This window comes from Bisbaumannia pacifica (genome assembly GCF_007989625.1).
GTDB lineage: Bacteria > Pseudomonadota > Gammaproteobacteria > Pseudomonadales > Halomonadaceae > Bisbaumannia > Bisbaumannia pacifica.
On sequence record NZ_BJUK01000009.1, the window covers coordinates 38,302 to 52,964 of the forward strand.

The 14,663-nt window shown below is 64.2% G+C and carries 15 protein-coding genes; 4 read left to right on the forward strand and 11 right to left on the reverse strand.

Features of this window, described 5'->3' with window-relative positions; all coding sequences use genetic code 11:
- Positions 1–2: 2 nt before the first annotated feature.
- Both HPA02_RS05435 and HPA02_RS05440 read right to left on the reverse strand, forming a co-directional pair.
- Positions 3–848, reverse strand: coding sequence for an AAA family ATPase (locus HPA02_RS05435; RefSeq protein ID WP_146802075.1), 846 nt, complete (start codon positions 846–848; stop codon positions 3–5).
- A 178-nt stretch (positions 849–1,026) separates the two neighbouring features.
- Positions 1,027–1,902 carry an NAD(P)-dependent oxidoreductase gene (locus tag HPA02_RS05440; protein WP_146802076.1) on the reverse strand — a complete coding sequence of 292 codons (876 nt, stop codon included), beginning with the start codon at positions 1,900–1,902 and terminating at the stop codon, positions 1,027–1,029.
- A gap of 650 nt (positions 1,903–2,552) precedes the next feature.
- Here HPA02_RS05440 and HPA02_RS05445 point away from each other — a divergent pair.
- Together HPA02_RS05445 and trxC are read left to right on the forward strand one after the other, a co-directional pair.
- Positions 2,553–2,891 (forward strand): cupin domain-containing protein, encoded by a 339-nt coding sequence (locus HPA02_RS05445; protein ID WP_146802077.1) that lies wholly within the window; start codon positions 2,553–2,555, stop codon positions 2,889–2,891.
- 52 nt (positions 2,892–2,943) lie between these two features.
- Positions 2,944–3,381, forward strand: coding sequence for a thioredoxin TrxC (gene trxC / locus HPA02_RS05450; RefSeq protein ID WP_146802078.1), 438 nt, complete (start codon positions 2,944–2,946; stop codon positions 3,379–3,381).
- 355 nt (positions 3,382–3,736) lie between these two features.
- On the opposite strand, the gene HPA02_RS05455 is transcribed toward trxC, so the two are convergent.
- The 9 genes from HPA02_RS05455 to HPA02_RS05495 form a co-directional block, all read right to left on the reverse strand.
- Positions 3,737–3,988 (reverse strand): hypothetical protein, encoded by a 252-nt coding sequence (locus HPA02_RS05455; protein WP_146802079.1) that lies wholly within the window; start codon positions 3,986–3,988, stop codon positions 3,737–3,739.
- Between the two features lie 17 nt (positions 3,989–4,005).
- Positions 4,006–6,312 carry a heavy metal translocating P-type ATPase gene (locus tag HPA02_RS05460; RefSeq protein WP_146802080.1) on the reverse strand — a complete coding sequence of 769 codons (2,307 nt, stop codon included), beginning with the start codon at positions 6,310–6,312 and terminating at the stop codon, positions 4,006–4,008.
- Between the two features lie 80 nt (positions 6,313–6,392).
- Positions 6,393–7,040, reverse strand: a complete 648-nt coding sequence (locus tag HPA02_RS05465; protein ID WP_146802081.1) for a Spy/CpxP family protein refolding chaperone — start codon at positions 7,038–7,040, stop codon at positions 6,393–6,395.
- Between the two features lie 498 nt (positions 7,041–7,538).
- The gene (locus HPA02_RS05470; protein WP_232341054.1) at positions 7,539–8,309 is read right to left on the reverse strand and encodes a copper resistance protein B; all 771 of its coding nucleotides are present in this window, start codon (positions 8,307–8,309) and stop codon (positions 7,539–7,541) included.
- A 9-nt stretch (positions 8,310–8,318) separates the two neighbouring features.
- Positions 8,319–10,172 (reverse strand): copper resistance system multicopper oxidase, encoded by a 1,854-nt coding sequence (locus HPA02_RS05475; protein WP_146802082.1) that lies wholly within the window; start codon positions 10,170–10,172, stop codon positions 8,319–8,321.
- Between the two features lie 74 nt (positions 10,173–10,246).
- The gene (locus HPA02_RS05480) at positions 10,247–11,569 is read right to left on the reverse strand and encodes a sensor histidine kinase (RefSeq protein WP_146802083.1); all 1,323 of its coding nucleotides are present in this window, start codon (positions 11,567–11,569) and stop codon (positions 10,247–10,249) included.
- Positions 11,570–12,000: 431 nt separating this feature from the next.
- On the reverse strand, positions 12,001–12,417 hold the full coding sequence (locus HPA02_RS05485; protein ID WP_146802084.1) for a peptidase associated/transthyretin-like domain-containing protein: 417 nt from the start codon (positions 12,415–12,417) through the stop codon (positions 12,001–12,003).
- A gap of 214 nt (positions 12,418–12,631) precedes the next feature.
- Complete coding sequence (locus tag HPA02_RS05490) at positions 12,632–13,297, reverse strand: response regulator transcription factor (protein ID WP_146802085.1); 666 nt, start codon at positions 13,295–13,297, stop codon at positions 12,632–12,634.
- A gap of 9 nt (positions 13,298–13,306) precedes the next feature.
- Complete coding sequence (locus tag HPA02_RS05495; RefSeq protein WP_146802086.1) at positions 13,307–13,795, reverse strand: cupredoxin domain-containing protein; 489 nt, start codon at positions 13,793–13,795, stop codon at positions 13,307–13,309.
- 275 nt (positions 13,796–14,070) lie between these two features.
- Between HPA02_RS05495 and HPA02_RS18200 the strand changes: the two genes are divergently transcribed.
- Both HPA02_RS18200 and HPA02_RS05500 read left to right on the forward strand, forming a co-directional pair.
- Positions 14,071–14,217, forward strand: a complete 147-nt coding sequence (locus HPA02_RS18200; RefSeq protein ID WP_186809933.1) for a hypothetical protein — start codon at positions 14,071–14,073, stop codon at positions 14,215–14,217.
- Positions 14,214–14,654 (forward strand): DUF411 domain-containing protein, encoded by a 441-nt coding sequence (locus HPA02_RS05500; protein ID WP_146802087.1) that lies wholly within the window; start codon positions 14,214–14,216, stop codon positions 14,652–14,654. Before HPA02_RS18200 ends, HPA02_RS05500 begins: the two co-directional genes overlap by 4 nt.
- The last annotated feature ends 9 nt before the right edge of the window (positions 14,655–14,663 follow it).

Genomic DNA, 14,663 nt, shown 5'->3' on the forward strand with positions numbered 1-14,663 from the left:
ACTCAGCGACTCTTGCGGCGCAGCATAAAGGCCAGCCGCTCCAGCAGTTGGGTATCCTGCTCGTTCTTGACCAGGGCCCCGGCCAGCGGCGGGATCGCCTTGACCGGATCGCGCTGGTAGAGCGCCTCGCGGGCCAGGTCGTCGGCCATCAACAGCTTCAGCCAGTCGACCAGCTCCGAGGTGGAGGGCTTCTTCTTGAGCCCCGGGGCCTGGCGCAGCTCGAAGAACACCTCCAGGGCTTCGCTGACCAGTTTCGGCGCGATCTCCGGGAAGTGCACATCGACGATGGCCTGCATGGTCTCTCGGTCGGGGAACTCGATGTAGTGGAAGAAGCAGCGGCGCAGGAAGGCGTCGGGCAGTTCCTTCTCGTTATTGGAAGTGATGACGATGATCGGCCGGTGCCTGGCCTGGATGGTCTCCCCGGTCTCATAGACATGGAAGGCCATGCGGTCGAGTTCCTGAAGCAAGTCGTTGGGGAACTCGATATCTGCCTTGTCGATCTCGTCGATCAGCAGGACCACCCGCTCGTCCGCGGTAAAGGCCTCCCACAGCTTGCCGGGCTTGATGTAGTTGGCGACGTTCTCCACGCCTTCCACGCCCAACTGGGAGTCGCGCAACCGGCTCACCGCGTCGTACTCGTAAAGGCCCTGGGCCGCCTTGGTGGTGGACTTGATATGCCAGGTGATCAGCCGGGTGTTCAGGGCGGCCGCCAGCTCCTCGGCCAGCAATGTCTTGCCGGTGCCCGGCTCGCCCTTGATCAGTAGGGGGCGTTCCAGGGTCACGGCGGCATTGACCGCCTGCTTGAGGGCCTCGGTGGCCACATAGGTGGAAGTTCCCGCGAATGCCATGGCTGTCTCGCTCGTCGAAAGGGTCACTGAAGATCAAACAAGTGTACGGAAGGCGGCGGAGGGGAACAATCGACAAAAGGGCCCCGCCAGGATGGCGGGGCCGCAGGAGAGGGGGTGAGAGAGCGGTGAGAAAGGGCGGCGAGAGAGGGCGGCGAGAGAGGGCAGTGGAAGACGCGGATCAGTCCCGATAGGCCTCCACCAGGATCGCCGGGTCCTGCTCGGCGTGGCCGCGTTTGGCGTGGGCGCGCATCAACTGGGCGGCCAGGCCGCTCATCGGGGTGGCGCTGCCGGCACGCTGGCTCTGGGCCACCGCCATGTCCAGGTCCTTGAGTAGGGTACGCAGGTGCCAGGGCGGGTTGGCGAAGTCGCCGGCCGCCATGCGCGGGGTGAGGATCTGGAACGGCTTGGAGTCGGCGAAGCCGCCGGAGAGCGCCTCGGTCAGGCGCGTGGCGTCCACGCCGCTGGCCTCGGCGAGCGCCACCATCTCGGCCAGCACCGCCGCCTGGCAGCCTACCACCATCTGGTTGCATACCTTGGTGACCTGGCCCGCGCCCACCGGGCCCATATGGGTGACCCGGGCGGCCAGCGGCGCCATCAGCGGTCGGCAGGCGTCGACCGCGTCGGCGTCGCCGCCGCACATGATGGCCAGGCTGCCCGCCTCGGCGCCGGCCACGCCGCCGGAGACCGGGGCGTCCACCCAGTCCATGCCGCAGGCGGCCGCGAGGCGGGCCGCGAAGTCCCGGGTCGCCGCCGGGTCGCTACTGGAGAAGTCGATCAGCCGCTGCCCAGGGCGGCCATGGGCAGCCACGCCCTCCTCGCCGAAGACCACCGACTCCACCACATCGGTATTGGCCAGGCAGAGCATGATCACGTCGACCTCGGCGACCAGCTCGGCGATGGAGGCGGCGAGACGGGCGCCGGCCTCGCCTAGCGGCTCGGCCTTGGCGGGAGAGCGGTTCCAGACGGTGACATCGAAGCCGGCCGCCAGCAGGCGGCGGGTCATGGGGTCGCCCATCAGGCCGATGCCGATAAAGCCGAGGCGGGGGTGCGTCATCAGGGAATCTCCGGCGGGATAAGGTGCCGGCAATGATGCGTTATGGAAAGCCTTTCCATCAACATCATGGGTGGATGGATGTCCCGACAGGGGGATTAAGAGAGTGCCGATTTACATAGCTTATGCCTAAAGGCAGGAAATATCACCAGAGATAAGGACGATGATAGAGTGATGCACAAGGATGAGGCAGATCGAGTAGAGAAAGCCCCTTAGTGGTGCGGCGCCGTGAGCCTGGGGGCAGCACCAGACTGAGTATGGCATGGAGGTTGTTTTTTAACTGATTGATAGTAAAGAAATTCTAGAGAGGGTGGCATGGATTTCGAATAGGTAATCATAGCCAGATGCCTCGGCCGAGAAAACCGGTCGAAGGGCAAGGAAGAAATTACGGGATCGACGCGGGGCGTCCGAGAGCAATAACAACGAGAAGAGAGTGACGAGTCGCAACATCGTCGGATAATGGCGATACACAGAGTGAGCTGGCGTGCTCCACCTGGCCTCCTTCGGGGGGCCTTTTTTATGCGTATCTTATTCTTGTTGTTGCCGCGACGCTTTTTATGGTGGCTCTTGTTGTTATTGGTTGTCTTCGCGCTATGCCGTGCATCATGACAGCCTGAGCGGTGCGAACAATCCGACTTTGGTGGAGGGCAGCGATGAGGCTCGTCAATCTCTTTGCCTCGCCAGCCGAGGCGCTCCCCGAGGAAATCGTCGACGTCCTGGCCCGGGGCCAGGACGTGCGGGTAGAGCGTATCGTCTCCCGGGGACACGTTTCCGGCTGGTACGATCAGGCCGATCACGAATGGGTCGCCTTGCTGGCCGGTGAGGCGCGCCTGGAGTTCGAGGACGGCGAGAACCGCCAGCTGTTGCCGGGTGACCATCTGCTGATCCCCGCCCATCGTCGCCATCGCGTGGCCTGGACGACGCCGGAGTGCGACAGCATCTGGCTGGCGGTGCATTATCGGGCGGCGTCGGTCGAGGGCCGCCCGGCTTGAAGATACCTGCCTCGGCCTCCATCTCCTGGGTTATCACCTCGAGGAGACTCCCATGTCCGATGCCCTGACCCTGGGTTGCCCCCATTGCCATGCCGTCAATCGCGTTAGCCGGGCGCGCCTGAGCGATGCGCCACGCTGCGGCAAGTGCAAGCAACCGCTGTTCACCGGCGAACCGGTGGCGCTGACCGCCGAAAACTTCTCCGCCCTGGTGGCGCGCAGCGAGCTGCCGGTGGTGGTGGACTTCTGGGCCGGCTGGTGCGGCCCCTGCCAGATGATGGCGCCGATCTTCGCCCAGGTCACCCGGGAGCTGGAGCCGCGCATGCGCTTCGCCAAGCTGGATACCGAGGCGCAGCAGGCCCTGGCCGGACGCTTCGGCATCCGCAGCATTCCCACCCTGATGGTATTCCGCGAGGGTCGCGAGTTGGCGCGCCAGGCCGGGGTGATGCAGCCGGCCCAACTGGCCCAGTGGCTCAGGCAGCATCTGGCTTGACGGGCCACGGAGGCCATTGGCGTCGGGCCGTCTCCAGCGTTGGCGAGGGCGGCCCGACGCATACCGAGATGCCTTATCGAGGGCGATCCGGCGAAGCTTGGCACTTTGGCGATCATGCTGACCGAGGAGAACGACATTGCTGACGCAGGCCTTGGCCAGTGGCAATTGACCGACCGAGAAAGGGCCAGTAGGGCGTCGGCGTTACCTGTCTGGAATCGATGCCAATCAGCCCTCTTTCAGCTTCTTTCCTGCCAGTCGTTTACCTGTTGTGTATCGCTTCTAAAGCACATGACACGAGTCGTTTTATCACGTTATCGATAGATACCGTAGGGCAGCTAGCCTCTCGTTACTCTTCCTAATCATGCTGATGATCCCCGAGATGACGGTGCATCAGGAAATGCATGCCGAGACAGAGTGCCAGGGGCAGCAATAGCCAGGCTCCGCTGGCCAGCGATTGGCCGCGCCACATGAAGAGCAGCACGGCGCCTCCCATTAGCATCAGGCAGGCGGTCATCATCCATTTATGAAGCGCCCTGATATGTGGTGATGGTGCCTTCTGCGGCTCGATCTTTTTTGTGGGGCGTTTGGGGGGATGTGGCTGTGTCATAAGAGGTCGCCTTTGTCTTAGGACTGAGACGATTGGGCAGCAGTCGATGGCTCGCGGTGGGATTGCTCGCGGGCGTAGCGCCGCTTGAGGCGCAGCGAGTTGCCGATCACCGACAGCGAGCTGGTGGTCATGGCGATCACCCCGATCATCGGGTGCAGCAGGCCGATGGCGGCGATGGGGATGGCGGCCACGTTATAGGCGCTGGCCCAGATCAGGTTCTGGACGATCTTGCCGAAAGTGGCCTGAGACAGATGCATGGCATCCACCACCCCGGTGAGCTCGCCGCGCACCAGGGTCACGTCTGCCGCCTCGATGGCAACGTCGGCGCCTGCGCCGATGGCGATGCCCACGTTGGCCTGCTTGAGCGCCGCGGCGTCGTTGATGCCGTCGCCGACCATGGCCACGTGGTTGCCGTGCTTCTCCTGAAGCGCGCGGATGGCCTCGACCTTGCCTTCCGGAAGCACGCCTGCCTGGACCTCGTCGATGCCCACCTCGTCTGCCACGGCGTGGGCGGCGCGTTCATTGTCGCCGGTGATCATCACCACGTGCAGGCCGAGGTCGTGCATGCCGCGAATGGCCTCCACCGACTCCTGCTTGAGGGTATCGGCCACCGCGACCAGCCCCAGCGCCCGGCCGTTGGCGGCGACGATCACCACGGTGCGACCCTTGCCCTCGAGCTCGCCCATGGCGTCGTCCAGGGCCTCGAGGCCGGTCACGCCCTCCTCCTCGAGCAGGCGTCGGTTGCCGATCAGAACGCTCTCCTCGCCGACCTTGCCCGAGACGCCGCGCGCCCCAGTGGAGCGGAACTCGCTGACCTCGCCGGGTTTCACGTCGCGCTCCCGGGCACCGTCGACGATGGCCCGGGCGATGGGGTGCTCAGAGGCATTCTCCACGCTGCCCGCTAGGGTGAGCAGGTGGCTCTCATCGCTGCCCTCGGCGGTCACCACCTCGGTGAGCCTGGGCTCGCCCCGGGTGATGGTGCCGGTCTTGTCGAGCACCATCACCTTGACGTCCTTGAAGGTCTGGATCGCCTCACCGGAGCGGATCAGGATGCCGCGCTCGGCGCCGATGCCGGAACCGACCATCAGCGCCGTGGGGGTGGCCAGGCCCAGGGCGCAGGGGCAGGCGATGACCAGCACGGCGATGGCGGCGAGTATCGCCAGCACCGGCGTGGCGGCCCCGGGGGTCACCCAGGGCAGGAAGCCGGCGCCCCAGTCGAGGATCGGCCGCAAGGCTTCCGGGAACAGCGCCCAGGCCGCGAGGCTCGCCAGGGCGATGGCCAGGACCGCCGGCACGAATCGTCCGGTCATGCGATCGGCGAACTCCTGGATGGGCACCCGTGAGCCCTGCGCCTGGTCGATCAGGCGCACCACCTGGGAGAGGAAGGTGTCACCACCGACCCGGGTCGCCTTGACCCGCAGGCGTCCCTCCTTGTTGAGGGTGGCACCGATCACCTCGTCGCCGGCGCTCTTGTAGACCGGTATCGATTCACCGGTGGCGATGGACTCGTCCAGGTGGCTCTCGCCCTCGACCACCTCCCCGTCGGTGGGAATCTTGTCGCCCGGTCGCACGATCATGATGTCTCCGGTGGCTAGCTCCTTCACCGGCACCTCGACCTCCTCGCCATCGCGCTCCACCCGCGCGGTCTTGGCGCCCAGGGTCAGCAGGCGGCGGATGGCCTGGGAGGCGCGCCCCTTGGCCAGGACCTCCAGATAGCGGCCCAGTAGGTGGAAGGTCATGATGGTGGCGGCCATCTCGATGAACGAGGTCATCGGATAGACGAAGCCGACCAGACCGATCAGGTAGGGCGGCAGGCTGCCCATCGAGATCAGCACGTCCATGTTGAAGGTGCCGTTCTTCAGCGAGCGCCAGCTCGATCGATGGGTGGCGGCCCCGCCCTGGAGGAACACCACCGGGAAGGCCAGCACGGCGATGATGGCGAGATACCCCGGGATCGGCTGCCAGAACATGTGCGGCATCATCAGCAGCATGATCAGAGTGGTGGGCACGGCGGCGATGATCAGCCGCTTGCGGGCCTGGCTCAGATAGGCTTCCTCGATCTCGGCGTCGCTGTCGGCGTCCTCCGCCTCGTCGCTCTGCACGGCAGCCACGTCATAGCCGGCGCCCTCGACGGCTTCCTTCAACATGTCGCTGTCGGGCCCACCTTCATCGAGCGTCACGCTGATATGGTGGTTGGCAATATTGGTCTGGATATCGCCCACGCCATCGAGGCGTTCGAGTGTCTTGCGCACGATGCCGGCACAGTGGTCCGAGCCCATGCCGGGGACCGTTAGGGTGATCGTTCTTGTCGCGGTGTCTCTCATCGCGTATCTCCTGCTGGAGAAGCCGAAGGGGCGGACCTTCTGTGGCCGCCTGGACGTTCTGGCGCTTCAATCGAAGTGATTCAGTGATGCTCGTCGTGGCCGTCTGGATCGACACCACCCTCCGGGTTCGCCTGTTGCAGCTGCTGACGTTGTTCGTCGGTCATGAGGTCATGCATGGCATTTCGCATGCGCACCATCTCGGACAGCATCTCCCCGTGCAACTCGGCCATACGAGCATGGTGTTCCTGCACGGCCGCCGGGTCGGGGCGCTCCTGGTGCATCTCCGCCATCAGGTCATCGCGCAGGTTCATCAGGCGTCCCATACGCTCGAACTGTGCCGGGCGATGTGCCTGCATCAGTTCACGCATCTCGTCGCGCTGCTCCGACTCGAGCATCTCCTGCATCATGCCCATGCCGGCGTCGCCCATCATCGGGCAGGGCATGGTCCCGCCGCCTATCATTCCACGCATCATGCCGGGGCCCATGCCGCCCTGGCCGCCACCCATCATTCCCCTCATCATGCCGGGCTCCATGCCGCCCTGGCCGCCACCCATCATTCCCCTCATCATGTCGGGCCCCATGCCACCCTGGCCGCCGTTGCCACCCATCATGCCGCTTCCCTGACCGAACTGATTGGTCGGCATGCTCTGAGCGAGGACAACACCGGTACCACTGGCACCGAGTACCAGGGCGAGTCCGAGGGCGAGAGTCTGCTGGCGAATTTCCATGATCGTTCTCCTCAAGCTATTGAGCCGATTCGGGACTTTGCTTGCATTATTTCGGCGACGTGCTGCACACAGGCTAATCCCATGCAACAGCGGCTGGGGTAACGCCTCCAGAAGATGGTTCCGGTGCAGCACCGCCCTACAGGCCCCTGGCCCGGTTGGAATGCTGGGCCAGGCGCATTGCCTCGAGTTTCAGGAGCTGGTCAATCAGGTTGCGGGTTTCGGGGATCTCGGCGCGTCCTTCGAGGTAGCGGTATAGCGCGATGATCTAATCATGCAGCGAGAAGACTTCCCGGCAGATGTCATCGAAGCTCATCTCGGCATAGGGGAAACTACACGCCTAACGCATGACTGCGGGCTCATGGGTATCAGTATGAGTATTCTGTCTGAGCGTAGCCTGAATCTAGTCGGCCTCACCCTTGACTCAAGTCAAGAAGTGAGCGCTTTCCAGGTGAAAGACGCCACCTTGCGGTGACGTCGATAACGAGGCAGGGACGCAGATCAGAACATCAGCCTGATCCCGGCGACGACGCCGGTATCCTCGCTGCGGTCGCCGTCGGCGCGGGCCAGGTCGGCGGTTTCCCCATAGCGTTTCTCCCAGTAGGTGCCGAGATAGGGGGCGACACGCCGGGTGATCTCGTAGCGCAGGCGCAGGCCCACGCGTACCGAGTTGAGCCCCTCGCCGACGCCGAATGCTTCGGCCTCGTCGGCGGCCACGGCGATCTCGGTGCGTGGCTGCAGGTAGAGGCGTTGGGTCAGGCGCAGGTCGTATTCACCCTCGAGGCTGGCCGAGACGTCGCCCTCGTCGCTGACTTGCAGCGCCAGGTCGGTCTCGATGCCGTAGGGCATCACGCCCTGGAGGCCGATCACGGCGTAGGTGCGCTCGGCATGGTCGTCGGAGAAGACCCCGCCCTGATAGCCGATGCCACCCTGGAGCTCCCAGAAATCGGCGACAAGGTGACTGTATAGGAACTCCAGCGATTCGAACTCGGCATCCTCACCGTCGCCCTGGACGCTCTCGCCCTCGGACTTCAGGTAGAGGCGGTTGACGTCACCGCCGTACCAGGCCTGAAAGTCCCAGATTAGTGCTTCTTCGCCCTTGTCGGGTACGGCGTATTCCAGCCGCTCGAACAGCGCCATGGCCATGTTGTGTTCGACCATCGGGGCGGGCCAGTCGGCCGGGGCATCATAGCCGTCCTCCGCCTGGGCAGTGGGGAGCGTGGCCATGGCCAGCAGGGCGCCGGCCACGGTTAGTGAGATTCGGGGATTCATGGTTTCTCCTTACGACACCTCGACGACACGGAACATGCCGGCGTCCATGTGGTAGAGCAGGTGGCAATGGAAGGCCCAACTGCCCACGGCGTCGGCGGTGATCAGCGCCGAGACCCGCTCGCCGGGCTTGACGTTGAGGGTATGCTTGCGGGGAATCAGCTCGCCCTGGCCGTTCTCGAGCTCCATCCACATGCCGTGGAGATGGATGGGGTGCTCCATCATGGTGTCATTGATCAGGATCAGGCGCAGGCGCTCATCCTTGGCGAAATGAATGGGGCCGCTTACCTCACTGAATTTCCGACCATCGAAGGACCACATATAACGTTCCATGTTGCCGGTGAGGTGCAGTTCCAGCTCGCGGCCCGGTTCGCGACGATCCGGCCAGGGAGTAAAGGCCTTGAGGTCGCGGTAAACCAGCACGCGGCGTTCATCGGGATCGATGCCGATGCCGGCCTGGTCGTAGCGGGAGCCCGGTTGTGCCGCGCCTGCCGCCAGCATGCCACCGGCGGCGATCCTGTCCTGTTCCCCCGAGATGCCCGGCCTATTTGAATGATCCATTCCCGGCATATTGGAGCGGTCCATTCCCTCCATCGAGGAGTGATCCATGCCTCCCATGCCGGAGTGGTCCATTCCCTCCATCGTGGAGTGATCCATGCCTCCTATGCCGGAGTGGTCCATTCCCTCCATCGTGGAGTGATCCATGCCCGCCATGCCGTGGGCGCCCATGGCCTCCATGCCGCGGTCGGCGATCCGGCGACGCTCGGGGAGCTCCGCGGTCATCCCCTCCCGGGGCGCCAGGGTGGCACGGGCATAGCCGCTGCGGTCCATGGACTCGGCGAAGAGGGTATAGGCGGTGTCGTTCTCGGGGGCCACCAGGACGTCATAGGTCTCGGCCACCGCGATACGGAACTCGTCGACGGGGACCGGCTGCACCGGCTGGCCGTCGGCGGCCACCACGGTCATCCTCAGCCCCGGGATGCGCACGTCGAAGTAGCTCATCGCCGAGCCGTTGATGATCCGCAGGCGAATCCGCTCGCCGGCCCGGAACAGCGCCGTCCAGTTCTCTTCGGGCGAGTGACCATTGATCAGGTAGGTGTAGGTACTGCCGGTCACATCGGCGATATCCCGCGAACTCATGCGCATGCGTGCCCACATGCCGCGTTGTTCGGCCGTCGCGGCGAAGCCCCGCTCGCGCACGTCGGCGAAGAAGTCGGCGACGGTACGCTCCTGGAAGTTGTAGTAACCCTCGGCGGTCTTGAGGTTGCGGAACACCGCCATGGGCTCCTCGAAGGTCCAGTCGGTGAGCAGCAGCACATGCTCGCGGTCGTAGCGGAAGGGCTCGCGCTCGGCGGCGTCGATGATCAGGGGACCGGCATGACCGAGCTGCTCCTGCAGGCCGGAGTGGCTGTGATACCAGTAGGTGCCGTTCTGGCGCACCGGAAAGCGGTAGGTGAAGGTCTCGCCGGGGGCGATGCCGGCGAAGCTGATCCCCGGCACGCCGTCCATCCCGGGGGGCAGGATCAGGCCATGCCAGTGAATGGAGGTGGGCTCGTCGAGCAGGTTGGTGACCCGCAGCACGGCATCCTGGCCCTCCCTGAGGCGAATCAGCGGCCCGGGGCTTCCACCGTTGATGCTGATCGGATGGGCTTCCTGGCCGGCGATCGGCAGCGATTCCCGACGGATCGCCAGGGACACCTCGGGCCCCTCCTCGATGCCCTTGGCATAGGTGCTGGTCTGGCCCCAGGGGTCGGCCCAACTGGGGCGAAGGCCCAGGGCGGCCGCCGATCCCAGGCCGAGGGCCGCGCCGCCTTTCAGGAGCTGGCGGCGGGACAGTGGCTGGGTGATGACTCTCGAACTTGCCATGCAGGACTCCCGTCAGTGTCTGGTCGGAGCCATCTTGACGGGGCAAGCTGAATTCGCCCTGAAAAAAACTGGCCTTACTCCGACCGTAGGGGAATCGTCAGCTCGACCCTCAGGCCGCCGAGCGGGCTGGTGGCAAACCGAGTCTGTCCCGAGTAGCGCGATACCAGTTGCGTGAGAATCGACAGGCCCAGCCCGTACCCGGGGTGGCGCTCATCGAGACGCATGCCCCGCCGGCCGAGACGGCACAGGTCGGCCTCGGCGACGCCGGGCCCATCGTCCTCGACGAGGATACGCAGGCCGTCCGTGAGCGTGATGTGGCAGGTCACCTCGCGGGTGGCCCATTTCCCGGCGTTATCGAGCAGGATGCCCAACATTTCGGAGAGATCCTGGGCCTCGATGGGCACGCGTTGGTCGCTGGCCTGCGGCAGGCGCAGGGTGAACCGTCGATCCGGGTAGAGGGCGCGAAACAGCTCGATCAGGCGGGTGCCATCCCGGTGCGGGTCACTCATGCGCCCGGCATGGGGGCCGGCGATGCGTGAGTGCCGCAGCTGGGCATCCAGTTGGGCATGCACCTCCTCGAGGCGCCGCACCAACTTCTGGCGACGCTCGTCGTCGATGGGACGCGCGCCCCTCAGTACCTGGGTGACCGCCGCCAGCGGCGTCTTCAGGGCATGGGAGAGGTCGGCCGATGAGTCGCGGGAGCGCTGCAGGCGAGCGTCGATCTCGTCCATGAAATGGTTGAGCTGCATGACCAGGCTATCCAGCTCCGAGGGCACGTCCGGGGAGAGGCGTTCGCGTTTCCCGGCTTGCAGTTGGCCAAGTTGGTCGCGCAACCGAGACAGTGGGATAAGTCCTCGGTTGACAGCGAGAAGGTTCAGGGTGACCAGTAACAGCAACAATCCGGCGGCGATGCCGGCTACCCACCAATGCAGCTGCGCCAATCCGGCCTCCACCTGTGCAAAGTCTTCGCCCACCAGCAATACGCCAGCCTCTCCATTCAGGGTGAAGTGGCGTCGATAGACCAGCAAGTGCTGTTCGTCCGCCCTCACCTCGACATGAGCCTCAGGCGCCTCATCGAGCAGCGGCGCCAGCACATCTTTCCAGCGCTCGTCCGACGCGGAGATATCGCCTCCGAGGCGCAGCACATAGAGATGGTGGAAGATTTGGTAGCTCTGGCTCGCCGAGTCCAGCACGACGGGTAGGGATTGGCGATCTTGCTGTAGTTGTTCGATCGCGCTTCGCGCTTCGCGCTCGAGGCGCTCTCCGAGAAAGTCGCGTGCTAGGTCCTCCAGCAAGATGCCGTGCAGCAGCCAGGTGGTGCCGGTCACCAGCAGGGCGATGCCGGAGAGCCAGGCCAGCAGGCGAATGCGTAGGCTGCGTCGATCAATGCGAAACAAGTCGGTATCCCTGGCCACGGCGTGTATGGTTCACGAATTTACCAAGATAGCGTCGAGGGCGGGCGAGATACACATCGACTTCGTAGAGTCTGACCTTGAAGTGAGGCAGAGCTAACGTAACGACAAGCTATCTTAGGCTTCGGTTTTCGTTCAAGCATGGCGAAAGACCGGCAATCGCAGCACAGTCAAGGCCGAGCCCCGCCCCGTCGAAGTCATGGCTTCGTCCGGCAAGCGCGCCGGGAGTGCGTCGCCGAGCCTCAGGCTTAATTTTCTTCTCCGTGAGGCCAAGCAGGCTAGCCGAAACATGTCTTGATCTGTTTAGTGAGTGCCGGTTTCTTGAGATCCGATGCGCTCTTGTCGAAGGGTGGTTCTCACTAAGGAAGGCCAGCTCCCGTCTGGCCTTCTTGATTCATGCCAATAGTTAAATGGGGTCAATAGGTGGCATGTAATTCATACCGATTGCGTAGATCTGCCGTATTGCCGCCTGGCGACCATCCAGAAATTTCCAGTAAATAGTTTCCGGGCCGCAATTGACGCTGGATCAGGAAGTGCCCATTAGGGCTTGAGGCCTCGGCAATACGCTGGCCAGAAGCATCATAGAGGGTCCCGGTGATATGGCTACCCTGGCTTGATATGCCGGGAAAGTGCTCGCTGGTGACATTCAATGTGGTGGGCTGGTCAATATTAACCTGTAGGCGTTTCGGGTGCCCATTTGCCAGAATCTGCGTAGATGAAATCCCTTTTTCCAATATGGCGGGGATGCTGTTGTTGCCTCCCATGCTGGCCATGGTCGGCGTTGAGATGGCGCTTGCCAATGCGATTCCGAAGGTGACGATTTTTAGTTTCATGAGAGTTTCCTCTGCTTTGATGACACTCTCAGCGTAGCGAGATAACTTGAAATAGAGCTGAAAGCCCAATCGTGAATTGTAAAAACTTGTACAGTGACCATATCGAAAAACGACAAGATCACAGCCTCGGCCTTTCCTCAGCGACGACACCGCTAATCTTCAGTCGTAGTCGCCCTTCGCGCGGGCCAGCAGGCGCATCCGCAGGCTGCGTCGATCAATGCGAAACAAAGCGATACCCCTGGCCGCGCCGGGTCTCGATCCGCGACCTGCCGAGGTGGCGCCTCAGCCGCCCGATATAGACCTCAACCAGGTTGGGGGCCGCCGCGTCCTGATCCAGGGCATAGAGCTGATCGAGCAGATGCGCCTTGGAGAGGATGCGATCGGGGTGGTGCATAAAGTAGCGCAGCAGGCGAAACTCGGTACTCGTCAGGGTGCGCCAGGGGCCCCCGTCGACGCTGACGCTCTGGTTGGCCTCATCCAGGCAGACGCCGTTGAGCGAGAGCTGCAGGGAGAGGTGGCCGGAACGTCGCCGCAACAGCGCCTTGATCCTGGCGATCAGCTCGGGCTCGTGGAAGGGTTTGGTGAGGTAGTCATCCGCGCCGCCTTCCAGCCCCACGACCTTGTCTTCCCAGGTGTCGCGGGCGGTCAGGATCAACACCGGCAGGTCGCGACCCTGCTGGCGCCACTGCCTGAGCAGCGCCAGGCCCGATCCATCCGGCAGCCCCAGGTCGAGGATGGCCAGCGCATAGGTTTCGGTGGCCATCAGTGACCTGGCCGTCCCCAGAGAGGTGGCCAGGTCGGTGCGGTAACCGTTGTCTTTCAGGCTCTCGGCCAGGCTCTCGGCGAGCAGGTCGTCATCCTCGAGAAGCAACAGTTTCATGCGGCAAGCTCATCCCTGGAACTCGATGGTCCCGGACATGCCGGCCTCATAGTGGCCCGGGATATTGCAGGCGTACTCCAGGTCGTCCACATTCGCCGGGGCCGTCCAGACCAGCACCGCCGTCTCGCCCGGCGCGATGGTCACCGAGGGCATCTGACCGCCGTGTGCTCCCTCGGCCATATCATGGCCGCCGTGTTCGCCATGGCCATGGCTACCGCCCATCTCCAGCATCATCCGGCGATGAGCCTCCTGAGCCTCGGCATCGCCGATGACGAATTCATGCTCGAGATGACCGGTATTGGTGATCTCGAAGCGGAGGGTTTCGCCCGGGGCAATGTCGAGCCCCTCGGGGGCGAACCACATGTCGCCCGCCTCGAAACGAATGGTGCGATCGATATCGGCCTCACCGGTGGCGTCATGGGAGCCGCCGTGTTCGCCGGCGGCGAAGGCGGTGGTCGCGGTCAGGCCGAGGAGCAGGGCTAGCAGCGTCTTGCGCATGGTGTCACCTCTTGCGTGGTGTCTGGGGAGGCTCATTTATAGCGCACGAACCTGAAATGAGCCTGAACCCGTGGCGCCAGCGAGGGCACCCCACGCCGCCTATCCTAGCAGCCGGATGTCAGCCATGGCAGTGGCGCGTCTAGGGTGGGCCAAGCTTCGCCCCAGGAGCCCTATCCAGGAGCCCAGGAGGCTTGACCTTGGGGCTACCCATAGGTGCTAGGTTCAGGCCGTTATCCCGGCGGCGCCTCGCCGGGGCCTGCCTCGGGAGTCGTGTCATGATGAATGCCGATTGCTTCGCCCTGATGGGAGCCATGGGGTGGTGGGCATGGCTGATGCCGCTCGCCTTCCTGCTGCTGCTGGGCCTGGGTATCGCCGCGCTCGTCAAATACCTTTTCCAGTCCCACAAGGGGGATCGTCGATGAACCGTCACCTGACCGCGCTGCTTGCCGGTGGCACCCTGCTGCTGGGGGCCGCCACGGCCCAGGCCGCCTTGCCGGAGGAGGCCACCCTCTACAAGAACCCGCAGTGCGGCTGCTGCGATGCCTATGCCCGCCACCTGGAAACCCTGGGCATCGCGGTGACCGTGGTCGATGATATCGAGCTGGGCGAGATCAAGCAGGCCGCCGGGGTGCCCTATGGCCTCGGTGCCTGCCATACCGTGTCGCTGGGCGACTACTGGATCGAGGGCCATGTGCCGCTGGCCGCCGTCGAGTCGCTGTTCGAGGAGCGCCCCGCCACGGCCGGCATCGGCCTGGCCGGCATGCCTCTCGGCACGCCGGGCATGCCGGGCCCCCAGCGCGAACCCTACGAGGTCTATCGGTTCGAGGATCATCAGGCCACGCCCTATCTGACCCTCTGACGTCACCGC